We start from the raw sequence: 21,735 nt of genomic DNA, 5'->3' as shown, positions 1-21,735 counted from the left end.
AGCCCATTGACGACCAGCGCTGCGAGCGCGCCGGAGGCTGCCGAGAAGGTCAACATCCTCGTGGTGGACGACCTCCCGGAGAAGCACGTCGTCTTCCGGACGATCCTGGACGAGCTCGACCAGAACATCGTCAGTGCCCGGTCCGGCCAGGAGGCGCTGAAGTACATCCTGGACATGGAGTTCGCGGTCATCCTGCTCGACGTCAACATGCCCGACATCGACGGGCTGGAGACGGCGAGCCTGATCCGGCAGTACAAGAAGTCGGCCCAGACGCCCATCGTCTTCATCACGGCGTACGTCGACGAGCTCCAGGCCCGGCGCGGCTACGCGCTGGGGGCGGTGGACTACATCCCGTCGCCGGTGGTGCCGGAGGTGCTGCGCTCCAAGGTGCGGGTGTTCGTCGAGCTGTTCCGCATGAACCGCCAGCTGCAGAAGCAGGCGGTGCAGCGCGAGGAGCTGGCGCGTTCGGAGGCCGCCCGGGCGGCGGCCGAGGACGCGATCCACCGCGCCGACTTCCTGGCCGAGGCGAGCCGCACCCTGTCGCGCTCGCTGAACCTGGACGACACCATCGCCGCGGTGCTGCAGCTGTGCGTGCCGATGCTCGCGGAGCGGGCCGTGCTGGGCATCCCGGACAAGGAGGGCGGCGTGCGCCGGCTGGAGATGCATCCGGCGCCGCGCGCGGACGACCACGAGATCTTCACGGCGGAGCTGCGCGAGGCCGCCGACCAGGTGATCCGCACGCGCCAGTTCAACCTGTGGCAGAAGGACGGCCGCGTCGGCGCCATCTGCCCGATGCTGGCGGGGGACGAGATCCGCGGCGCGCTGGTCCTGCTGGGGCCGGCCGCCCAGTTCGATTCGACCCGCATCGCCCTGATGCGCGAATTCACCAGCCGCGCGTCCATCGCCATGGAGAACGCGCGCCTGTATTCCGCGGTGCAGGAGGCGGACCGGCGCAAGAACGAGTTCCTGGCCATGCTGGCCCACGAGCTGCGCAACCCGCTGGCCCCGATCCGCAACGCGGTGCACATCCTGGCCAGCGCGGAGGAACTGCCGCCCAAGCTGGCCTGGGCCCGCGACGTGATCGGCCGCCAGGCCGACCACATGGCGCGCCTCATCGACGACCTGCTGGACGTCTCGCGCATCGTGCAGGGCAAGGTGGCCGTCAAGCCGGAGAAGCTGCACCTGTCGACGCTGATCGAGCGCTCGGTGGAGGCGAGTTCGCCCCGCCTCGGCGCCCGCGAGCAGGTGCTGGACGTGATCCTGCCCAAGGAGACCATCGAACTGGAAGGCGACTCGGTGCGCCTGTCGCAGGTGCTCTCCAACCTGATCAACAACGCGAGCAAGTTCTCCCCGATCCGCAGCCGCATCGGGCTGGAGGCGAAGTACCAGGAGGGCGAACTGGAGATCGCGGTGAAGGACGAGGGCGCCGGCATCGCGCCCGAGTTCCTTCCGCACATGTTCGACCTGTTCGCGCAGGCGGACCAGTCCCTGGACCGCTCGCAGGGCGGCCTGGGCATCGGCCTGACCCTGGTGAAGCACCTCGTGGAACTGCACGGCGGCCGCGTCTGGGCGGCCAGCGAAGGGCTGGGGAAGGGCGCCCAGGTCTGCCTGGCGCTTCCCGCCAGCGTGGCGTCGGACCCCGCGGAGCCGCTGCCGGCGGTGAGCCACCACAGCCCATCCATGCCCGCCGGTGCGTCCCGCATCCTGGTCGTCGACGACCTGCAGGCCTCCGCCGAGACGCTGCTGACGCTGCTGGAAATGGAAGGCTTCGAGGTCCGCATGGCGCACGACGGCCAGGAGGCGCTCGCCATCGCGCGGGAGTTCAAGCCGCACGTGGTGCTCCTGGACATCGGCCTGCCGGGCATGAACGGCTTCGAGGTGGCGCACGGGCTGCGCAGCCTGGAGGAGTCGCGCGAGGCCCTGCTGATCGCGCTCACCGGGTACGGCGAGGCGGAAAGCCGCACCCGCTCGGCCCAGGCGGGCTTCGATTTCCACATGGTCAAGCCCGCGGACGTGAACCTGCTGCTGTCGATGTTGGCGAATCCTCAGGAAGCGAGGCGGGCGGTCGCCACGGCGTGAGCTACAATCGCGGGCTCTGCTGGAGAGGTGGATGAGCGGTTTAAGTCGCACGCCTGGAAAGCGTGTGTGGGTTAATAGCCCACCGCGGGTTCGAATCCCGCCCTCTCCGCCAGCAGAACAAACGACCCGCCTCCGGCGGGTTTTTTGTTGCCTGGGACAGACAGCGAAGATGCAGCCGGTATGTCTGTCCAGATGCTTGGACAGACACTTGGACAGTCAATTAGACAGAGTAGACACACGACCTAAGCAGTCTACCGATGGGTGCCACTGTCTACTCACCTAAGCAAGACAGTTCAAGTCATGTAAATTCAATGACTTGTGCGCTTCTAAGGGTTTGTCTGTGTATCAATGTCCAGACAGACGGTAAGCAACTGCATTGACCGTCCAATTCCCCATCTGTACATTCCACCTCGTCCATATTAGACAGACGAGGCGTTCTTGCTCACCAGCAAGGAAATCATCGAGAGGACCGGCATCTCGCGTGCCACTCTCAACAACTACATCGCCAGCGGCCTCGTGCCGCGGCCCCAGGTCCTGCCGCCGGGACCGGAGCACGGCGCTGCGCCTCGCATCGGCTTCTTCCCGGACGACACCATCGCGCGGGTCGAGGAGATCCAGCGCCTGAAGTCGCAGGGCTGGAGCATCGCCCGCATCGCCGAACACCTCTCGGCCCATCCGCCCGCAGCCGCCCCCGCGCAGCGTTCCGGCACCGTGCCGCCGGCGCCCGTCACGCCCGTGGCCGCCGCGGTGGCTGCCTCGACGCGCGGCGACGCTCCCTCGGTCGTCCTCAGCCTGCCGGCCGGTCCGCTGGGACACCCCGCCTACCTGGTGAACGACGCCTTCCGCATCACCTGGTCGAACGACGAGACCCGCTCCGACGCCCGCTCGCCGCTCGCCCAGCGCGCCGGCGTGCAGGGCACCAGCATCTTCAGCCAGTTGCTCTCGGTGGACCCCGCCAAGGGGGGCGACGCGATCCTGCGCTTTCATCTCCGGGTTGCGCAGGCGCGCGGCGCCACCGCCGGGGCCTTGTTCCGGGACCTTCCCCCGGACGAAGCCTCGCGCCTCCATCGCCTTTACGACGAGCCCAGCCGCGGCGACGCCGGCCTGCTGATGCAGGCGGCGATCCCCGCCGGCAACGGGCTGCCGGCCCGCACCGTGTACGCGGTGCAGTTCCGCGAAGGCGTGCTGTTCGCCTATGCGGCGCAGGATGAATCGGGCTCTGTCGCGGTGCCGGTGCCGGCGCAGCGGCCCGTGGCGGCGCCGGTCATCACGCCGGTGTCGGTGCTCGTGAGCACGCTGGAAGACGCCAGCGGCCTGTGGGTGAAGCTCACGGCGCAGGAGTATTTCGAGCTGCTGAACGAGATCTGGGCCGAGCTCGATCGCGTGTTCCGCAAGCACAAGGGCCGCGCCGGCCCCCAGGGCGGCGAGGTGCTGGTCTGCTACTTCCTGCCCCAGGAGGGCGGCAGCCACCTCTGGAACGCCCTGGCCGCCGCGCAGCAGGCGCGCGAGGCCATGCGCCATCTCTCGCAGCGCTGGCAGGCGCGCAAGGGCTGGGAGCTCGAGCTGGCGATGAACGTCGGCATCGACGAAGGACAGGAATGGATGGGCGTCGTGGGAGCGACGGGGGAGGGAGCACTCCGCGTGGTCGGCGACACGGCCGACCACGCGGAGCAGCTTTCCCGCGTCAGCCGCGAAGGCGCCATCCTGGTCACGCGCAGCCTGCTGGGCAAGCTCCCGGCGGACCAGCGCCAGCGCGTCAGGTTCGGCGTGCCCCGCCTCGAGGGCACCCGTTCCGAGACGCCGCTGCTTTCCACGTTTGCACGGCTCGCCGACATCGCCGCCCCCCAGGCGGTGCCGGCGCGCGTGGCCGGCCTCGCGGCGGCCGAACTGATCGACTTGCAACCCCTCAACGGCACCACACGCCCCCAAGAAGGCTGATTCGAAAGGATTCCCCATGCGCTGGTTCAAGACCAAAGACCTGAGGAGCAGCATCTACGCGATGTTCAGCGTCACCACGCGCGCCTCGCATGCCGAGGATGCCGCCTCGATGGACCAGATCCGCGAAGCCATGCTGGCCCTCGTGTCCGAGGACCCGGGCGAGCGCGCCGCGGGCCTCGCGCGGCGCATCCGCTACGCCACGGACCTGCAGGCGCTGTGGTTCATGCGGGGGGAGGTGATGCAGCTGCTGGCGCGGGACCAGGGGGAGGCCGTCGCGCGGGAGAAGGTCGACGAGCTGAGCTCGCTGTTCTCGGACCTGCTGCCCAGCGGGCTGCGCTCGCGCCCGAGCCCGCTGAACTCCAGCTACCGCAACTCGCGCCCGCCGGAGGACTACCGGACCTCGCGCCCCCACTCGGACGAGAGCTGAGGGGAGGGCGGAGGAGGAACGACAGGGGACCCCGCGCTGCCGGCCGGCGCGCGCATCCCGGTAATCATCTTCATCGCGGAAGCGATCAGGCCGGACACCTCGCTCATGTTCGCCGGGATCACCAGCGTGGTACTGGAATCCTCGGCCACCTTCCCGAACGCATCGACGGCCCGCTCGGCCACCTTCAATTGCACCGCCTGCTCGCCGCCCGGCTGGCGGATCGCCTCGGCCACCTTGCGGATGGCGTCCGCCGTTGCGTCGGCCACCGCGACGATGGCAGCGGCTTCGCCCTGCGCCTTGTTGATCTCGGCCTGCTTCTCGCCCTCCGAGCGGGCGATGAAGGCCTCGCGCTCGCCGGTGGCGATGTTGATCTGCTCCTGGCGGCGGCCTTCGGAGGCCGCGATCAGCGCGCGCTTCTCCCGCTCCGCCGTGATCTGCCGCTGCATCGCGTGCAGGATCTCCTTGGGCGGCGTCAGGTCCTTGATCTCGTAGCGCAGCACCTTCACGCCCCAGTTCAGCGCCGCCTCGTCGATCGCCTGCACGACCTGCGCGTTGATGATGTCGCGTTCCTCGAAGGTCTTGTCCAGTTCCAGCTTGCCGATCACGCTGCGCAGCGTGGTCTGGGCCAGCTGGGTGATGGCGACGACGTAGTTGGAAGAACCGTAGCTGGCCCGCGTGGGGTCGGTGACCTGGAAGTACAGGATGCCGTCGACCTGCAGCTGCGTGTTGTCGCGCGTGATGCAGACCTGGCTGGGGACGTCCAGCGGGATCTCCTTCAGGCTGTGCTTGTAGGCGACCCGGTCCACGAAAGGCACCAGGAAGTTCAGGCCGGGGGTGAGGGTCGCGTGGTACTTCCCGAGGCGCTCCACCACCCAGGCGTTCTGCTGGGGGACGACCTTGATCGAGCGGACCACGAAGATCACCGCCACGACGAACAGGACGACTGCGATTTCCATTTCTTCTTCTCCTCTTGTTCCTCAGATCTTTTCGACGACGAGCCGGCTGCCGTCGACCTGGCGCACGCAGTGCGGACCCGTGCCCTGCGGCGTGCCGCCGGCGGGCACCGCCGTCCAGACGGTGCCGCGGTAGCGCACGGTGGAGGTGTTGTCCGCCGTCCACGCGTCCACGTGGACCCGCTCGCCCGCGTCGAAGTCCATGTTGTTCCCGGGCAGGCCGTCGACGATGCGCCGGCGGCGCGCCACGTGCCAGCCCGCGACCGCGCCGCCACCGACGATGGCGGCCGCGACGACCTGCGCGGTCATCGAGGCACCCGCGTGCGCGGCGAGTGCCCCCGCGGCCATGCCGATGCCCAGCATGAGGAGGTAGAAAGTGCCCGTCAGCAATTCGACGGCCACGGCCGCGCCGGCCAGCAGCCACCAGAAAGTCCAGTCAGCCATAAGTCCCCTTTGAGCGGATTGTGGGCGAATTCCTCAGGCACGCAACTTCCGGGCGCTGCGGATTTCATACACTTCGCCCCTTCGTTTCGCTTTTTCGCCGCCCTGGACCGTCCCGCATGAAGTTCCGTTTCCCCATCGTCATCATCGACGAAGACTACCGCTCGGAGAACACCTCCGGCCTCGGCATCCGGGCCCTGGCGCAGGCGATCGAGGCCGAAGGCTTCGAGGTCCTGGGCGTCACCAGCTACGGCGACCTGTCGCAGTTCGCGCAGCAGCAAAGCCGGGCCAGCGCCTTCATCCTCTCCATCGACGACGAGGAGTTCACGCAGGGCCCCGACCTGGACCCCGCTGTCCTGAACCTGCGCAACTTCATCGCCGAGGTCCGCCGCCGCAACGCGGAAGTGCCTATCTATATCTACGGCGAGACCAAGACTTCCCAGCACCTGCCCAACGACATCCTGCGGGAGCTGCACGGCTTCATCCACGCCTACGAGGACACGCCGGAGTTCATGGCCCGCCACATCATCCGGGAGGCGCGCAGCTACCTGGAAGGCATCCAGCCGCCGTTCTTCAAGGCGCTGCTCGATTACGCGGAGGACGGCTCCTACTCCTGGCACTGCCCGGGCCACTCCGGCGGCGTCGCCTTCCTCAAGAGCCCGGTCGGGCAGATGTTCCACCAGTTCTTCGGCGAGAACATGCTGCGCGCCGACGTGTGCAACGCCGTGGACGAACTGGGCCAGCTCCTGGACCACACCGGCCCGGTGGCGGCCAGCGAGCGCAACGCCGCCCGCATCTTCAATGCCGACCACTGCTTCTTCGTCACCAACGGCACCAGCACGTCCAACAAGATGGTCTGGCACCACCAGGTGGCGCCGGGCGACATCGTGGTGGTGGACCGCAACTGCCACAAGTCGATCCTGCACTCGATCATCATGACCGGGGCGATCCCGGTCTTCCTGAAGCCGACCCGCAACCACTTCGGCATCATCGGGCCCATCCCGCAGAGCGAGTTCTCGCCCGAGGCGATCAAGGCCAAGATCAAGGCCAACCCGCTGCTCAAGGGCGTGGACCCGGAGAAGGTCAAGCCGCGCATCCTGACCCTGACCCAGTCGACCTACGACGGCGTCCTGTACAACACCGAGACCATCAAGAACCTCCTGGACGGCTACGTCGACGCGCTGCATTTCGACGAGGCCTGGCTGCCGCACGCCGCCTTCCACCCGTTCTACGGCAGCTTCCACGCCATGGGCCGGAAGCGGGAGCGCACCAAGAAGTCGGTGGTGTACGCGACGCAGTCCATCCACAAGCTGCTGGCCGGCATCAGCCAGGCGAGCCACGTGCTGGTGCAGGACGCCAAGGAGCGCAAGCTGGACCGGCACCTGTTCAACGAAGCGTTCCTGATGCACACGTCCACCAGCCCGCAGTACGCGATCATCGCGAGCTGCGACGTGGCGGCCGCCATGATGGAGCCGCCGGGCGGCACCGCGCTGGTGGAGGAGTCCATCGTCGAGGCCCTGGACTTCCGCCGCGCCATGCGCAAGGTGGACCAGGAGTACGGCAAGGACTGGTGGTTCAAGGTCTGGGGCCCCGACAAGCTCGTGGAGCAGGGCATCGGCCGCGCCGACGACTGGATCATCAAGGGCGAGGCGCGCACCGCCAAGTGGCACGGCTTCGGCAACCTGGCCGAAGGCTTCAACATGCTGGACCCGATCAAGTCCACCATCGTGACGCCCGGCCTGGACCTGAACGGCAAGTTCGCCAAGACCGGCATCCCGGCCGCGATCGTCACGAAGTTCCTGGCGGAGCACGGGGTGATCGTGGAGAAGACCGGCCTCTACAGCTTCTTCATCATGTTCACCATCGGCATCACCAAGGGCCGCTGGAACACCATGCTGACGGCGCTGCAGCAGTTCAAGGACGACTACGCCAAGAACCAGCCGATGTGGCGCATCCTGCCCGAGTTCTGCCAGCAGTACCCGCGCTACGAGCGCATGGGGCTGGCGGACCTGTGCCAGTACGTCCACGAGCTGTATGCCAAGTACGACATCGCCAAGCTGTCGACGGACATCTACCTGAGCGACCTGCAGCCGGCGATGAAGCCGAGCGACGCCTTCGCGCACATCGCCCACCGCAAGACGGAACGGGTGGAGATCGACGAGCTGGAAGGCCGCGTGACCACGGCGCTTATCACGCCTTACCCGCCCGGCATCCCGCTGCTGATCCCGGGCGAGGTGTTCAACAAGCGGATCGTCGAATACCTGAAGTTCGCCCGCGCGTTCAACCAGGAGTGCCCCGGCTTCGAGACGGACATCCACGGCCTGGTGGCGGAGGAAGGGCCGGACGGGAAGATGCGGTATTACGCGGACTGCGTGCAGGAGAACGCGGGCGGGAACGGCAAGTGAACGTCACCCCCGCGAAGGCGGGGGCGCAGGGCTTCCCGAAGTGAAAGGGCCGCGCCAGCGGCCCTTTGTTCATTCCGCCGCGATCGCCGTGTGGCTGAACCCGCCGTCCACGTACGTGATCTCCGCCGTCACGCCACCGGCCAGGTCGCTCAGGAGGAACGCAGCCACGTTGCCCACGTCCTCGATCGTCACGTTGCGGCGGATCGGCGCCGTCTCCGCCACGATGTTCAGCAGCTTGCTGAAGTCCTTGATGCCGCTGGCGGCCAGCGTCTTGATGGGGCCGGCGCTGATGCCGTTCACCCGGATGCCCTTGGGCCCCAGCGCGCCGGCGAGGTAGCGCACGGACGCTTCCAGCGACGCCTTGGCCAGCCCCATGGTGTTGTAGTTCGGGACGATGCGCACCGAACCCAGGTAGGACAGGGTCAGGAGCGCCGCCTTCTCGTTCATGTAGGGCAGGGCGGCCTTGGCCATCGCCGGGAAGCTGTAGGCGCTGATGTCGTGCGCCACCTTGAACGCCTCGCGGGACAGGCCTTCCAGGAAGTCGCCCGCGATCGCCTCGCGTGGGGCGAAGCCGATGCTGTGGACGAAGCCGTCGAACTTGGGCCAGGTGGCCGACAGGTCCTGGAACAGCTTCGCGATCTGCGCGTCGTCGCCGACATCGCAGTCGAAGATCAGCTTCGAGTTGAACTCGGCCGCGAATTCCGTGATCCGATCCTTGAAGCGGTCGCCGACGTAGCTGAAGGCGAGCTCCGCGCCCTGCGCGTGGCAGGCCCGGGCGATGCCGTAGGCGATGGACCGGTTCGACAGCACGCCGGTGATCAACAATTTCTTGCCAGCCAGGAATCCCATGGGTCTCTCTTCCAGAAAATCTCGGCAGAATTGTCGCATGCGAGGTTTGCCGCTACTGCTGGCCTGCGCGATCCTGAGCCCGGCCGCCTGGGCCGCCCACGGATACGCGCTCTGGGGGGACCTGAAGTATCCCGCCGGCTTTCCCAACTTCAGCTACGTCAATCCGCAGGCGCCCAAGGGCGGCGAGCTGCGGCTGGTGAGCAACCTGCGGTATTCCACCTTCGACAAGTACAACCCGTTCACGATCAAGGGCTCGCCGCCGGCCTACCTCTCGGCGCTGATGTTCGACAGCCTGCTGGCCGGCGCCGCGGACGAGGTCGGCTCCGGCTACGGCCTGCTGGCCGAGGACGTCGAGGTGCCCGCCGACGGCCTGAGCGCCACCTTCCGCCTGCGCAAGGAAGCGCGCTTCCAGAACGGGGACCCCGTGCTCGCGGCCGACGTGAAGCACACCTACGACATCCTCATCGGCCCGTACACCTCGCCGGCGTACAAGACGGTGCTGGACGACGTGGCGGGCCTGGACGTGCTGGACGAGCGCACGGTGCGCTTCCGCTTCAAGAAGAACAACCGCGAACTGCCGCTGACGGTCGGCGGCCTGCCGATCTTCAGCCGCAAGTGGGGCATGGAGAACGGCAAGGCCAAGCGCTTCGACCAGGTCGTGATGGACATCCCGATCGGCAGCGGCCCGTACAAGATCGGCCCGGTCAAGTTCGGGCGGGACATCACCTACGTGCGGGACCCGAACTACTGGGCGCGCGACCTGAACGTGCGCAAGGGCACGTCCAACTTCGACCGCATCACCGTCAAGATCTACAAGGACGCCACGGCACGCCTGGAGGCCCTCAAGGCCGGCGAGTTCGACATGATGCGGTTCTTCTCCGCCGGGGACTGGGCCCGCCGCGTCAACGGCCGCAAGTTCAACAGCGGCGAGCTTGTCAAGGGCGAGTTCCAGCACAAGCTGCCCTCCGGCTTCCAGAGCTACTTCCTGAACTCCCGCCTGCCCAAGCTGCAGGACCCGCGCGTGCGCCAGGCGCTCGGCCTCGCGATGGACTTCGAGTACATGAACCGGACGATGTTCTACAACTCGTACCAGCGGGTCACGGGCCTGTTCGGCAACACGGACTGCAAGTCGTCCGGCAGCCCGTCGCCCGAGGAACTGGCGCTGCTGGAACCCTGGCGCGGCAAGGTGCCGGAGGCCGCGTTCGGCCCGGCCTACGAGCCGCCCCGCACCGACGGGCCCGGCCATTCGCTGCGCGACAACCTGCGGCAGGCGCGCGAGCTGCTGCGGCAGGCCGGCTGGGAAGTGAAGGACGGGGCGCTGCGCAACGCGAAGGGCGAGCCCCTGGTGCTGGAATACCTGGACAGCCAGGAAAGCGGCGCGCGGGTGGTCACGCCCTGGATCCGCAACCTGGAGAAGCTCGGGATCACGCTGAACTTCCGGCCGGTGGACTTCGCGCTGTACCAGGAACGGCTGCAGAAGAAGCAGTTCGAGATCATCAGCCTCAACGTCCAGGGCACCCACACGCCCGGACAGGAGTACGTGGACCTCTTCGGCAGCAAGTCGGCGGACATCGAGGACTCGGGCAACTACACCGGCATCAAGAGCCCGGCGGTGGACGCGATCCTGGCGAAGATGACCGGCGCGCACACGAAGGCCGAATTCCTCCCCGCCTGCCGCGCCCTCGAACGCGTGATCATGCACTCGCACCTCCTCATCCCGCAGTGGTCCGCGTCGACCCACCGCATCGCCTACAACGCCTGGCGCCTGCAGCCCACGCCCTCCATGCCGCCGTATTCCCAGGGCGAAGGCTGGGCGATCGACACCTGGTGGTCGCGGCCGCAGCAGGCGAACCTCTGATGGCCGCCTACATCCTCAAGCGCCTCCTGCTCATGCTGCCCACGCTGCTGGGCGTGCTGCTGGTCACCTTCGTCGTCACGCAGTTCGTGCCCGGCGGCCCCGTGGAGCAATACTTCGCCGAGGCGCGCGCCGGCGCGGGCGGCGGGGGTGCCGAGGGCGGCACCTTCTCGTACCGCGGCGGGCAGGGCGTCGACACGAAGAAGCTGGAACAGATCAAGGCCCTCTACGGCTTCGACAAGCCGCCGCACGAGCGCTTCTTCCAGATGCTCGGGCAGTACGCGCGCTTCGACCTGGGCCAGAGCTTCTTCCAGAACAAGGCCGTGTCGCAGCTGATCGTCGAGAAGCTCCCGGTTTCCATCAGCCTGGGGCTGTGGACCTTCTTCATCAGCTACCTCATCGCGGTGCCGCTCGGCGTGGCCAAGGCGGTGCGGGCCGGCTCGCGCTTCGACCTCGTGTCGACGCTGGTGGTCCTCATCGGCTATGCGATCCCCGGCTTCGTGCTCGGGGTGGCGCTGCTGGTGATCTTCGGCGGGCAGCTCGGGTGGTTCCCCTTGCGCGGGCTGACCTCGTCGAACTGGGACGAGATGAGCCTGGGCGGCAAGATCGTCGACTACCTCTGGCACATCACGCTGCCGGTCACCGCCATGGTGGTGGGCAGCTTCGCCGTCACGACGATGCTCACGAAGAACTCCTTCCTGGAGGAGATCCGCAAGCAATACGTGCTGACGGCGCGGGCCAAGGGCCTCGACGAGCGCCGCGTGCTGTGGAAACACGTCTTCCGCAACGCGCTCATGCCCATCATCGCCGGCTTCCCGGCCGCCTTCCTCGGCGCCTTCTTCACCGGCTCGCTGCTGATCGAGACGCTGTTCTCGCTCGACGGCCTCGGGCTCCTCAGCTACGACAGCGTGATCCGGCGGGACTATCCCGTGGTGCTCGGGACCCTGTACCTCTTCACGCTGATCGGCCTCTTCACCAAGCTCCTGAGCGACCTGATGTACGTCTGGGTGGACCCCCGTGTCAAATTCGACTGACCGCACCCTGATGGCCGACCCCGCCGCCGTGGGCCAGACCGAGGGCGGCGGCGCGATGGCGGCTGCGCCCGCGGCAGTCGTGCTCCCGGTCCACGTCTCGCCGCGCATGCGGGCCTGGCGCCGGTTCCGCCGCAACAAGCTGGGCTTCGTCAGCCTGGTCCTGTTCCTGGTGCTGTTCGTCCTGAGCCTCTTCGCCGAGGTGATCTCCAACGACAAGCCGCTCGTGGTCCGCTACAACGGGGACTACTACTTCCCCCTGGTCCAGAGCTACCCGGAGACCACCTTCGGCGGCGACTTCCCGACCGAGACCGACTTCCTCGATCCCTTCATCCGCGAGCAGCTGGGCAAGGACGGCAACTTCGCCATCTACCCGCCCAACCCCTACGGCTCCAAGACGCTGAACTACTTCGCCAAGGCGCCGAACCCGTCGCCGCCGACGCGCGAGAACTACCTCGGCACCGACGACCGCGGCCGCGACCTGCTGGCGCAGTTGATCTACGGGTTCCGCCTGAGCGTGCTGTTCGGCCTGGCGCTGACCTTCATCGGCGTGGTGATCGGCGTGATCACGGGGGCGATCCAGGGCTTCTTCGCCGGCAAGACCGACCTCGCGTTCCAGCGCTTCATCGAGATCTGGGACTCGATGCCGGAGCTGTACCTGCTGATCATCTTCAGCGCGATCTTCGCGCCGAGCGTGGCGCTGCTGCTGATCCTGCTGTCGCTGTTCGGGTGGATGGGGCTGTCGCAGTACGTGCGGGCCGAGTTCCTGCGCAACCGGCAGATGGACTACGTGCGGGCCGCGAAGGCGCTCGGGGTGGGCAACGGCCGGATCATGTGGAAGCACATCCTGCCGAACAGCATGACCCCGGTGATCACCTTCCTGCCGTTCCGCATGAGCGCGTCCATCCTGGCGCTGACCTCGCTGGACTTCCTCGGCCTGGGCGTGCCGCCGGGGACGCCGTCGCTCGGCGAGCTGCTGTCGCAGGGCAAGAACAACATCGACGCGTGGTGGATCTCGCTGTCCACGTTCGCCGTGCTGGTGATCACGCTGCTGCTGCTGACCTTCATGGGCGACGCGCTGCGCGATGCCCTCGACCCGCGGAAGGCCGATACATGATGTGTGCGAAGCACGGTTCTCACCCTCTCCCTCTGGGAGAGGGGCGGGGTGAGGGCTCCTGAACATGCATGAACAGAAGAACGCGTTGCCGCCGCTGCTGCAGGTGAAGGACCTCCGCGTCGCCTTCGGCGGCAAGGAAGTGGTCCACGGCGTGGACCTCGCCATCGCGCCTGGAGAGAAGCTGGCCCTGGTCGGCGAATCCGGCTCCGGCAAGACGGTCACGGCGCTGAGCCTGGTGCGGCTCGTGCACAACGCGCGCATCACGGGGTCGGCGCGCCTGGCTCCCGCCAAGCCGGGCGGGCAGCCCGTCGAACTGCTGCAGGCTTCCGAGCGCCAGCTCCTGGGCATCCGCGGCGACGACATCGCCATGATCTTCCAGGAGCCGATGACGGCCCTGAACCCGGTCTACACGGTTGGCGACCAGATCGCCGAGGTGCTGCAGCTGAAGCAGGGCCTGTCGGCGAAGCAGGCGTGGGACGCCGCGATCGAGGCGCTGGCCGCCACCGGCATTCCCGAGCCGGCGCGCCGCGCCGGCACCTATCCCCACCAGCTCTCCGGCGGGCAGCGCCAGCGCGCCATGATCGCCATGGCGCTGGCCTGCCGGCCGCGGCTGCTGCTGGCGGACGAACCGACCACGGCGCTCGACGTGACGCTGCGCCAGCAGATCCTCGAGCTGCTGGCCAACCTGCAGCGGCAGACCGGCATGGCGGTGCTGCTGATCACGCACGACCTGAACCTGGTGCGGCGCTTCGCCGACCGCGTCGCCGTCATGGAAGGCGGGCACCTCGTGGAGCAGGGCCCCGTCGCCTCCGTGTTCGAGCAGCCGCAGCATCCTTACACCCGCAAGCTGATCGAGAGCCGCCCGGCCCGCGACGTGCAGGACCCGCAGCCGGGCGCCGCACCCATGATGCAGGCCGACGCGCTGCGCGTGAGCTACCCGGTGCCGCTCCCCGGCTTCAAGGGCTGGTTCCGCAAGGGTGCCTTCGTCGCGGTGCAGGGCGCGAAGTTCGCGGTGCCCACCGGCGGCACGCTCGGCATCGTCGGCGAGTCGGGCTCGGGCAAGTCCACGATGGCGCTCGCGGCGCTGGGCCTGATCCCGCACGAAGGCGAGCTGCAGGTGGTGGGCAAGCAGTGGGGGCCGGACAGCGCGGACAACCGGGCGATCCGCCGCCTCGTGCAGGTGGTGTTCCAGGACCCGTTCTCCTCGCTCTCTCCGCGCATGACGGTGGAGGAGATCGTCGGCGAAGGCCTGCTGGTGCACGAGCCGTCGCTGTCCGAGGAGCAGCGCCGGGAGCGCGTCTACCGCGTGCTGGAGGAAGTGGGACTGACCGAAGCGCAGTTTCCGGGCCTGCTGGGTCGCTACCCGCACGAGTTTTCCGGCGGCCAGCGCCAGCGCCTCGCCATCGCGCGGGCGCTGATCGTCGAGCCGCAGCTGCTGGTGCTGGACGAACCCACGAGCGCGCTGGACGTCACCATCCAGAAGCAGGTGCTGAAGCTGCTGCAGCGGCTGCAGCGCGAACGCGGCCTGTCCTACCTGCTGATCACCCACGACGTGGACGTGATCTGGGCGATGGCGCACGACGTGCTGGTGATGAAGGACGGGCAGGTGCTGGAGTCCGGGACGGTCGAAGACGTCCTGCGCCGGCCGCGCAATCCGTACACGCAGGCCTTGGTCGCTGCGGCTTCGTAGGCTGGGTTTCGCGCCAGCGAACCCCAGCACTTTGACGCAACGCTGGGGTGCGCATCCGCGCAACCCAGCCTACGGTCACAGCGCCATCCAGAGTCCCGCCCCACCCGCCAGCACCAGGCTCGCCGCCCAGGCCAGGTCCAGGTTGAACCACGCCTTGCGCAGGAACTGCAGGCCCAGGTAGCGGTAGACCGCCCACGCCATGCACAGGCCGGCGACCATCATCGCGACGGTGTGCACCACGGCCACGAGCAAGGCCGTTGCCAGGTCGGAACGGGCCAGGGCGGACTGCAAGCGCGCGTGCGCCGCATCTTCCGGCCCGCACAGGCCCAGCAGGAAAGGCACCAGCATCAGCCCGGCGCCGTGCGCCGTCGCCATCAGGAAGGACCACCACGCGAGGCGGCTGGGCGCGATGCGCGCAAGCGCCCGTGGATGCCGGCGCCAGGCGAGCCGTGCCAGGCCGAAGGCCAGCACGAGCCCGGCCGCGCCGAGGCGGATCGGCCGGTTCCATTCCACCAGCCAGCCGAGGAAGGCCACCGGCACGAGCACCACCGCCATCGCGGCGAAGTGGCCGCCGCCCAGGGGCAGCACCGTGCGGAACACCGCCGCGCCTCGGCGCTCCGCCAGCCCGTTGGCCACCGCCAGCGGCCAGCCCATCGAGGGGCTGAGCCCGTGGTAGAGGCCGAGCGCGACGACGGTGGCCCAGAGCGCGGCCGCGGTGCTCAAGCCGAGGGGTAGCAGAACGAGTCGGTGGAGCAGTCGCCGCCTTGCAGCCGCACCTGGTGCGCGCCGTAGCCCGCGCCGAAGTCCACGTAGAACTCCTTGTCCAGCGCGAAGCCGCCGTTCGCGTTGCACATCGCCTGCACGCCGGGGATGCCTTCCGGATAGAACTGCGTGTCCCAGCTGCTGTACAGCGAGTTGGTGAAGTACACGCGCTTCGCGTCGCGGCTGATCTCGATCATCTGCGGCCCGCCGCCGAAAGGCTTGCCGTTCGCATGCGGTGCGTGCTGCACGATGCCGCCCACGCGCACGCTGCCGGTCTGCTTCGGCTCCATCGGGTCGCTCACGTCGTACCGACGCAGCTCGCCCGTGCCCCAGCACGCCACGTACAGGTGCTTGTCGTCCAGCGACAGGTCGATGTCGCTCACCAGCGGCGGCACCGCGCCGAAGCCCTTGAGCAGCGGGGGCAGGACGTCCGCCTTCGCGGGTTCCGGCGGGATGGTGATCGTCTTGCGCGCGTGGAACTTGCCGTTCTCGCGGTACCAGGTCCAGATGGAACCCTCCAGGTTGGTCGTATCCACGACCACGCCGACGAAGCCGTACTCGCTGGTGGGCTCGTGCGCGGGCCGCACTTCCAGCGCCATCTGGTGGTTCGCGCCCAGGTCGATCGTCTGCACGTGCTTGCGATCGCGCAGGTCCCAGAAGTGCAGGGCATGGCCGTACTTGTTGCCCAGCAGGTCCTCGGGGACGATCCCGTTCTCGAACTGCGGCGGCAGCGCCCATTCGCTGGACACCATGTAGTCGCGCGGCAGGTTCCACCAGAAGTCGTAGTGCAGCTTCTGGGGCCCGCGGTCGATCTCCCACCGTCCCAGCACCTCGAAGGTCTGGCAGTCCATGATGAAGATGCCGGGCGGCCCTTGCGTGCCGTCCGGGCCGGCGCCGCCGAGGGTGCTGACGTAGATGCCTTCCGGCCCGCAGTGCACGGTGTGCGGGCGCGAGTAGCCGGTCTTGCGCAGGATCTCGTCGGGCTCGATGGTCTTGACGAGCTTCGGCCGCGCCGGGTCCGGCTGCGTGTCGTAGACGTGGATGCGCGAGGAGCGCATGCCCGGCACGATGAGGTAGCGCCGCTGCAGGAAGGCGTGGCCGGTGAGCGGCGACAGCGCCGAGCTGCAGGCGTTCCAGCCGAAGTGGTGGAGCTCGTCGCCCTTGTTCGGCAGGTCCACCTTCGTCAGGACCTGGCCGTACTTGCGCGAGCCGGGGTCGACGTCGACGACGGCGATCGCGTCGGGCCGCGAGCGGTCCGGCGAGAGCAGGGCGGTGTAGCAGAGATGTTCGGGCTCGGCCTCCATCGCCAGGCGGGGCGAGGGGTGGAAGGTCGGGTCCGGGCGCAGCGGTTCGGTCATGGCAGGCTCCTCGGACGGGGGACTGCGATGGTGGACCGTTCGCGCGCGGAGTCAAGCCGGCCGGACCGCGCAAATGCGCTTGCGGGCCGCCGGCGATCGGAGTAGCTTGGCTTCCTCCGTGAAGACCTGCCCCTACGGCGCCGAGCCGGCTGCGCCCTCCAGCTCCTGGCTGTACCTGCTGGAGCGGTTCGACGTGGGCGTGGTGAACGTCGACCGCGAGCTGCGCGTCGTGGGCATGAACGACTTCGCGCGGCGCAGCCTGCCGGTGCAGGAGAAGCTGCCCTTCGGCAAGATCGTCACGTCCTTCCATCCCGAGGCCGCGCGCGCCAAGCTGAAGTTCCTGCTCGGGCAGGCCGAATGCCCCGTGATGAACGCGCCGCCGATGGCGCTGATGATCAACATCCCCGACCGCGTGCTGCTGATCAAGGTGTCCAAGATCGGCGACGCCCAGGGCGCGACCACCGGCTACACGCTCGTCTTCTACGACATCACCGAGGTGGTGAGCCACAAGGCCGAGGACGACCCGGCCCGCGGCTCCGAGCGCCGCCGCCTGCGCAAGATCCCGACGATCAAGAAGAACCGCGTGCTGCTGGTGGACGTGCCCGCGGTGTCCTTCATCCGGTCCGAGGGCCACTACACCTGGGTGCACACGCCCCAGGGCGCACAGTTCTGCAACCTGGCGATCGGCGACCTGGAGAGCCGGCTCGACCCGCAGGCCTTCCTGCGCGTGCACCGCAGCTACATTGTGAACCTCGCGCAGGTGGACGAGATCGTGCGCGACGACGGCCGCCTGATGCTGCGCATGATGGGCAGCACGCCGGTCGACATCCCCGTGTCCCGCGCCAGCGCGCCGCACCTGCTGGAGCAGCTGGGGCTCGCCGGCGGCATCCCCACGCATCCGTAGCAGCCTCCGCCCCCCGTTCGTGCAGCCCGGCTGCCGTTCGTGCAGCCGGACCGCCGTTGGTTGCGCCGTCCGCGCGTGCACCGGCGGCGTGCCTACAGTCCTCCGCCCGGGCCTGCCGGCCGCACGAGGAGACGCACGTGATTCCCAGTGCCTTCGAGTACCACGCCCCCGCCAGCCTGGCCGACGCGATCGCGCTGCTGGTGCGCCTGGGCGACGACGCCCGGCCGCTGGCCGGCGGCCACAGCCTGCTGCCCATGATGAAGCTGCGCTTCGCCGCGCCGGCGCACCTGGTGGACCTGGGGCGCATCCCGGACCTGCGGGGCATCGCGGAGGTGGGCGGCGCCCTGCACGTCGGCGCCATGACCACCGAGAACGACCTCGTCTGGTCGAAGCTGCTGGCCGAGAAGGTGCCGCTGCTGGTGGAAGGCGCCCGCGCGATCGCCGACCCGCAGGTGCGTTATCGCGGCACGGTCGGCGGCGACCTCGCGCACGGGGATCCCGGCAACGACCACCCGGCGCTGATGCTGGCGCTGGATGCCGCGTTCGCGGTGCGGGGCGCGGGCGGCGAGCGCATGGTGGCCGCGGCCGACTTCTTCCAGGGACCGTACATGACCGCGCTGCAGCCCGGCGAGGTGCTCACGCGCATCGAGGTGCCCATCCCGCCGCCGGGCACGGGCTGGGCTTACGAGAAGCTCAAGCGCAAGATCGGCGACTTCGCCACGGCGGCGGCCGCGGTGCTCCTGCGCATGGACGGCGAGCGCATCGCGGCCGCCAGCATCGCGCTGACCAACGTCGGCGCCACGCCGCTGAAGGCGCGGGATGCGGAGCAGGCCCTCGTCGGCCGCCGGCTGGATGAGGCCGCCCTCACGGAGGCGGCGCAACTGGCCATGGAGATCTGCGACCCCGTCGCCGACCAGCGCGGCGACGCCGACTACAAGCGGGCGATGGCGGGCGAGATGACCCGTCGCGCCCTGCTGCGTGCGCGTTCGCGCGCGGCCTGAGCACCAAGGAGCAGGACATGGCGAACAAACAGGTGGTGTCGTTCCGTCTGAACGGCAAGGACGTCGACGTCGCGGTGGAACCGCGCGAACTGCTGGTCCACACGCTGCGCGAGCGGCTGCTGCACACCGGCCCGCACATCGGCTGCGAGACCTCGCACTGCGGCGCCTGCACGGTGGACGTGGACGGCATGTCGGTGAAGGCCTGCACGATGCTCACGGTGCAGTGCGACGGCGCGCAGATGCTCACCGTCGAGGGCCTGGAGCAGGGCGGCGTGCTGCACGCGCTGCAGGAGGCGTTCCACGAACAGCACGGGCTGCAATGCGGCTTCTGCACGCCGGGCATGCTCACCCGCGCGTACCGGCTGCTGCAGGAGAACCCGGACCCCACGGAGGACGAGATCCGCTACTGGATCTCCGGCAACCTGTGCCGCTGCACGGGCTACCAGAACATCGTCAAGGCGGTGCAGGCGGCGGCGCGCAAGCTCGCGGCCGCCCAGCCGGCCTGAGGAGCTGCCATGGACCTGTCCGAGATCCGCGAACGCGAAGACAAGCTGCAGGGCCTGGGCACCTCGCTCCTGCGCAAGGAAGACGCCCGCTTCATCCGCGGGCAGGGCAGCTACGTGGACGACGTGAAGCTGCCGGGCATGCTGTTCGGCGCGCTGGTGCGCAGCCCGTACGCGCACGCGCGCATCCGCGGCATCGCCAAGGACAAGGCTCTGGCCTGTCCCGGCGTCGTGGCGGTGCTCACCGCCGACGACCTGAAACCGGTCAACCTGCACTGGATGCCGACGCTCGGCGGCGACGTGCAGGCCGTTCTGGCGGACGGGAAGGTCTGCTTCCAGCTGCAGGAAGTCGCGATGGTGCTGGCCACCGACCGTTACGCGGCCGCGGACGGCGCCGCGCTGGTGGAGGTCGACTACGAGGAACTGCCCGCCATCGTCGACCCGAAGAAGGCCATGGCCGCGGACGCGCCCGTCATCCGCGAGGACATCGCCGAGAAGAAGGAAGTGGGCCACGGGCCGCGCACGCATCCCAACCACATCTTCACCTGGGAAGCGGGCGACAAGGCGGCGGCCGACGCGGCCTTCGCCGGTGCGGCGGTCACCGTGCGCGAGGAGATCCTGAACCCGCGCGTGCATCCCTGCCCGCTGGAGCCCTGCGGCTGCGTCGCCTCGTTCAACAAGGCCACCGGCAACCTCACGGTCTACCTGACCACGCAGGCGCCGCACCTGGTGCGGACCGTGCTGGCCATGCTCTCGGGCATCGCCGAGAGCAAGATCCGCGTCGTGGCCGGGGACATCGGCGGCGGCTTCGGCAACAAGGTGCCGGTGTATCCAGGCTATGTCGTGGCGATCGTGGCCTCCATCGTCACCGGGGTGCCGGTGAAGTGGATCGAGTCGCGCATCGAGAACATCTCCACCACCGGGTTCGCGCGGGACTACCACGGCGTCGGCGAGCTCGCGGCGGACGCCGACGGGCGCATCAAGGGCCTGCGCTTCACGGCGCTGGCGGACCACGGCGCGTTCAACTCGCACGTGTCGGCGACGAAGTTCCCGGCCGGGCTGTTCTCCATCTGCACCGGTTCCTATGCGATCCCGAACGCGTATTGCCGGGTCGACGCGGTCTACACCAACAAGGCGCCGGGCGGCGTCGCCTACCGCTGCTCGCTGCGGGTGACGGAGGCGGTGTACCTGATCGAACGCATGATCGACGTGCTGGCGCAGAAGCTCGGCATCGACAAGGCGGAGATCCGCCGGCGCAACTTCGTGCAGAAGGAGCAGTTCCCGTACACGACGTCCCTGGGCTGGACGCTGGACAGCGGCGACTACGTCCCGGCGCTGGAGAAGGTGCTCGCGGCGGTGGACTACGAAGGGCTGCGGCGCGAGCAGGCGGAGAAGCGCGCGAAGGGCGAGCTGATGGGCATCGGCATCTCCACCTTCACGGAGATCGTCGGCGCCGGCCCGACCAAGGCCTGCGACATCCTGGGCATCGGCCTGTTCGACAGCTGCGAGATCCGCGTGCATCCCACCGGCGGCGTCATCGCCCGGCTCGGGACCATGAGCCAGGGCCAGGGGCACGCGACGACGTACGCGCAGATCATCGCGACCGAACTGGGCCTGCCGGCCAGCGACATCGTGGTCGAGGAGGGCGACACGGACAAGGCGCCCTACGGCGCCGGGACCTGGGGTTCGCGCTCCACGCCGGTGTCGGGCGCGGCCACCGCCAAGGCGGCGCGCAAGATCAAGGAGAAGGCGCGCCAGATCGCCGCGCACCTGCTGGAAGTGGGCGAGGGCGACCTCGACTGGGAGGTGGACCGCTTCACCGTGAAGGGCAACCCGGGCCAGGCGAAGACCATGAAGGAGATCTGCATGGCCGCCCACCAGGGCAACCTGCCCGAAGGCATGGAGCAGGGCCTCAACGCGGTCGCCTACTACGACCCGCCGAACCTCACGTATCCCTTCGGCGCCTACGTCTGCGTGGTCGACGTCGACCGCTTCACCGGCGAGGTGAAGGTGCGGCGCTTCTACGCGCTGGACGACTGCGGCACGCGCATCAACCCGATGATCATCGAGGGCCAGATCCACGGCGGCCTCACCGAGGCCTTCGCGGTGGCGCTGGGGCAGCAGGTGCCGTTCGACGAGAACGGCAACCACCTGGGCAACAGCCTCATGGACTACTTCCTGCCCACGGCCGTCGAGACGCCGAAGTGGGAGACCGACCACACGGTGACGCCTTCGCCGCACCATCCGCTGGGCGCGAAGGGGGTGGCGGAGTCGCCTCACGTGGGCGGCATTCCCTGCATCAGCAACGCGGTGGTCGATGCGTTCGCGCACCTCGGGGTCACGCACATGGACATGCCCCACAGCGCCTTCCGGGTCTGGCAGCAATGCCACGCGCTCGGCATCGACAGGCACGAGGGCTGAG

Annotated in this window: 17 protein-coding genes and 1 tRNA gene; 13 read left to right on the top strand and 5 right to left on the bottom strand. The window is 68.7% G+C overall.

Going from position 1 to position 21,735, the window contains the following annotated elements:
- Positions 1 to 6 precede the first annotated feature (6 nt).
- The 4 genes from H8N03_RS11330 (at position 7) to H8N03_RS11315 (ending at position 4,444) form a co-directional block, all read left to right on the top strand.
- Positions 7 to 2,079 (top strand): hybrid sensor histidine kinase/response regulator, encoded by a 2,073-nt coding sequence (locus H8N03_RS11330; RefSeq protein WP_187076288.1) that lies wholly within the window; start codon positions 7 to 9, stop codon positions 2,077 to 2,079.
- 21 nt (positions 2,080 to 2,100) lie between these two features.
- Positions 2,101 to 2,191 (top strand) — tRNA-Ser (locus H8N03_RS11325).
- A 326-nt stretch (positions 2,192 to 2,517) separates the two neighbouring features.
- Positions 2,518 to 4,017 carry an adenylate/guanylate cyclase domain-containing protein gene (locus tag H8N03_RS11320; RefSeq protein ID WP_187076287.1) on the top strand — a complete coding sequence of 500 codons (1,500 nt, stop codon included), beginning with the start codon at positions 2,518 to 2,520 and terminating at the stop codon, positions 4,015 to 4,017.
- Between the two features lie 16 nt (positions 4,018 to 4,033).
- A complete protein-coding gene (locus H8N03_RS11315; protein ID WP_187076286.1) occupies positions 4,034 to 4,444 on the top strand; it encodes a hypothetical protein in 411 nt (136 codons plus the stop codon).
- Here the strand turns inward: H8N03_RS11315 and H8N03_RS11310 are convergent.
- Positions 4,408 to 5,400 carry an SPFH domain-containing protein gene (locus H8N03_RS11310; protein ID WP_187076285.1) on the bottom strand — a complete coding sequence of 331 codons (993 nt, stop codon included), beginning with the start codon at positions 5,398 to 5,400 and terminating at the stop codon, positions 4,408 to 4,410. The genes H8N03_RS11315 and H8N03_RS11310 overlap by 37 nt on opposite strands.
- Before the next feature lie 21 nt (positions 5,401 to 5,421).
- On the bottom strand, positions 5,422 to 5,841 hold the full coding sequence (locus H8N03_RS11305) for an NfeD family protein (RefSeq protein WP_187076284.1): 420 nt from the start codon (positions 5,839 to 5,841) through the stop codon (positions 5,422 to 5,424).
- A gap of 116 nt (positions 5,842 to 5,957) precedes the next feature.
- Here H8N03_RS11305 and H8N03_RS11300 point away from each other — a divergent pair, with 116 nt between their 5' ends.
- The gene (locus tag H8N03_RS11300; RefSeq protein WP_187076283.1) at positions 5,958 to 8,243 is read left to right on the top strand and encodes an arginine/lysine/ornithine decarboxylase; all 2,286 of its coding nucleotides are present in this window, start codon (positions 5,958 to 5,960) and stop codon (positions 8,241 to 8,243) included.
- Between the two features lie 69 nt (positions 8,244 to 8,312).
- Here the strand turns inward: H8N03_RS11300 and fabI are convergent, their stop codons facing one another.
- Positions 8,313 to 9,092, bottom strand: coding sequence for an enoyl-ACP reductase FabI (gene fabI / locus H8N03_RS11295; RefSeq protein ID WP_187076282.1), 780 nt, complete (start codon positions 9,090 to 9,092; stop codon positions 8,313 to 8,315).
- Between the two features lie 37 nt (positions 9,093 to 9,129).
- Here fabI and H8N03_RS11290 point away from each other — a divergent pair, with 37 nt between their 5' ends.
- From H8N03_RS11290 to H8N03_RS11275, 4 genes are all read left to right on the top strand, one after another.
- The gene (locus H8N03_RS11290; protein ID WP_187076281.1) at positions 9,130 to 10,950 is read left to right on the top strand and encodes an extracellular solute-binding protein; all 1,821 of its coding nucleotides are present in this window, start codon (positions 9,130 to 9,132) and stop codon (positions 10,948 to 10,950) included.
- Complete coding sequence (locus tag H8N03_RS11285) at positions 10,950 to 11,981, top strand: microcin C ABC transporter permease YejB (protein ID WP_187076280.1); 1,032 nt, start codon at positions 10,950 to 10,952, stop codon at positions 11,979 to 11,981. The genes H8N03_RS11290 and H8N03_RS11285 overlap by 1 nt, the downstream gene beginning before the upstream one ends.
- A 55-nt stretch (positions 11,982 to 12,036) precedes the next feature.
- Positions 12,037 to 13,095 (top strand): ABC transporter permease, encoded by a 1,059-nt coding sequence (locus tag H8N03_RS11280; protein WP_187076538.1) that lies wholly within the window; start codon positions 12,037 to 12,039, stop codon positions 13,093 to 13,095.
- A gap of 64 nt (positions 13,096 to 13,159) precedes the next feature.
- Positions 13,160 to 14,785, top strand: a complete 1,626-nt coding sequence (locus H8N03_RS11275; RefSeq protein WP_187076279.1) for an ABC transporter ATP-binding protein — start codon at positions 13,160 to 13,162, stop codon at positions 14,783 to 14,785.
- A 75-nt stretch (positions 14,786 to 14,860) separates the two neighbouring features.
- On the opposite strand, the gene H8N03_RS11270 is transcribed toward H8N03_RS11275, so the two are convergent.
- Positions 14,861 to 15,508 (bottom strand): hypothetical protein, encoded by a 648-nt coding sequence (locus tag H8N03_RS11270; protein WP_187076278.1) that lies wholly within the window; start codon positions 15,506 to 15,508, stop codon positions 14,861 to 14,863.
- Positions 15,505 to 16,905: a selenium-binding protein SBP56-related protein gene (locus tag H8N03_RS11265; RefSeq protein WP_187076277.1), complete on the bottom strand. Its 1,401-nt coding sequence runs from the start codon at positions 16,903 to 16,905 to the stop codon at positions 15,505 to 15,507. Before H8N03_RS11265 ends, H8N03_RS11270 begins: the two co-directional genes overlap by 4 nt.
- A 118-nt stretch (positions 16,906 to 17,023) precedes the next feature.
- Between H8N03_RS11265 and H8N03_RS11260 the strand changes: the two genes are divergently transcribed.
- The 4 genes from H8N03_RS11260 (at position 17,024) to H8N03_RS11245 (ending at position 21,734) form a co-directional block, all read left to right on the top strand.
- Positions 17,024 to 17,809: a LytTR family transcriptional regulator DNA-binding domain-containing protein gene (locus H8N03_RS11260; RefSeq protein WP_187076276.1), complete on the top strand. Its 786-nt coding sequence runs from the start codon at positions 17,024 to 17,026 to the stop codon at positions 17,807 to 17,809.
- 137 nt (positions 17,810 to 17,946) lie between these two features.
- The gene (locus tag H8N03_RS11255) at positions 17,947 to 18,810 is read left to right on the top strand and encodes an FAD binding domain-containing protein (protein WP_187076275.1); all 864 of its coding nucleotides are present in this window, start codon (positions 17,947 to 17,949) and stop codon (positions 18,808 to 18,810) included.
- Positions 18,811 to 18,827: 17 nt separating this feature from the next.
- Positions 18,828 to 19,316: a (2Fe-2S)-binding protein gene (locus tag H8N03_RS11250; protein WP_187076274.1), complete on the top strand. Its 489-nt coding sequence runs from the start codon at positions 18,828 to 18,830 to the stop codon at positions 19,314 to 19,316.
- A 9-nt stretch (positions 19,317 to 19,325) separates the two neighbouring features.
- Positions 19,326 to 21,734, top strand: coding sequence for an aerobic carbon-monoxide dehydrogenase large subunit (locus tag H8N03_RS11245; RefSeq protein ID WP_187076273.1), 2,409 nt, complete (start codon positions 19,326 to 19,328; stop codon positions 21,732 to 21,734).
- Position 21,735 lies beyond the last annotated feature (1 nt).

It is taken from the genome of Ramlibacter cellulosilyticus (assembly GCF_014297465.1).
GTDB classification, from domain to species: domain Bacteria; phylum Pseudomonadota; class Gammaproteobacteria; order Burkholderiales; family Burkholderiaceae_C; genus Ramlibacter; species Ramlibacter cellulosilyticus.
This window is presented reverse-complemented; position numbering and strand designations above follow the sequence as displayed.

Excerpts from the sequence above, each read along its gene's own strand:
- fabI (WP_187076282.1), bottom strand. The coding sequence starts at position 9,092 with ATGGGATTCCTGGCTGGCAAGAAATTGTTGATCACCGGCGTGCTGTCG.
- H8N03_RS11305 (WP_187076284.1), bottom strand. The coding sequence starts at position 5,841 with ATGGCTGACTGGACTTTCTGGTGGCTGCTGGCCGGCGCGGCCGTGGCC.
- H8N03_RS11245 (WP_187076273.1), top strand. The coding sequence starts at position 19,326 with ATGGACCTGTCCGAGATCCGCGAACGCGAAGACAAGCTGCAGGGCCTG.
- H8N03_RS11265 (WP_187076277.1), bottom strand. The coding sequence starts at position 16,905 with ATGACCGAACCGCTGCGCCCGGACCCGACCTTCCACCCCTCGCCCCGC.
- H8N03_RS11275 (WP_187076279.1), top strand. The coding sequence starts at position 13,160 with ATGCATGAACAGAAGAACGCGTTGCCGCCGCTGCTGCAGGTGAAGGAC.
- H8N03_RS11310 (WP_187076285.1), bottom strand. The coding sequence starts at position 5,400 with ATGGAAATCGCAGTCGTCCTGTTCGTCGTGGCGGTGATCTTCGTGGTC.
- H8N03_RS11300 (WP_187076283.1), top strand. The coding sequence starts at position 5,958 with ATGAAGTTCCGTTTCCCCATCGTCATCATCGACGAAGACTACCGCTCG.
- H8N03_RS11250 (WP_187076274.1), top strand. The coding sequence starts at position 18,828 with ATGGCGAACAAACAGGTGGTGTCGTTCCGTCTGAACGGCAAGGACGTC.
- H8N03_RS11285 (WP_187076280.1), top strand. The coding sequence starts at position 10,950 with ATGGCCGCCTACATCCTCAAGCGCCTCCTGCTCATGCTGCCCACGCTG.
- H8N03_RS11280 (WP_187076538.1), top strand. The coding sequence starts at position 12,037 with ATGGCGGCTGCGCCCGCGGCAGTCGTGCTCCCGGTCCACGTCTCGCCG.
- H8N03_RS11290 (WP_187076281.1), top strand. The coding sequence starts at position 9,130 with ATGCGAGGTTTGCCGCTACTGCTGGCCTGCGCGATCCTGAGCCCGGCC.
- H8N03_RS11315 (WP_187076286.1), top strand. The coding sequence starts at position 4,034 with ATGCGCTGGTTCAAGACCAAAGACCTGAGGAGCAGCATCTACGCGATG.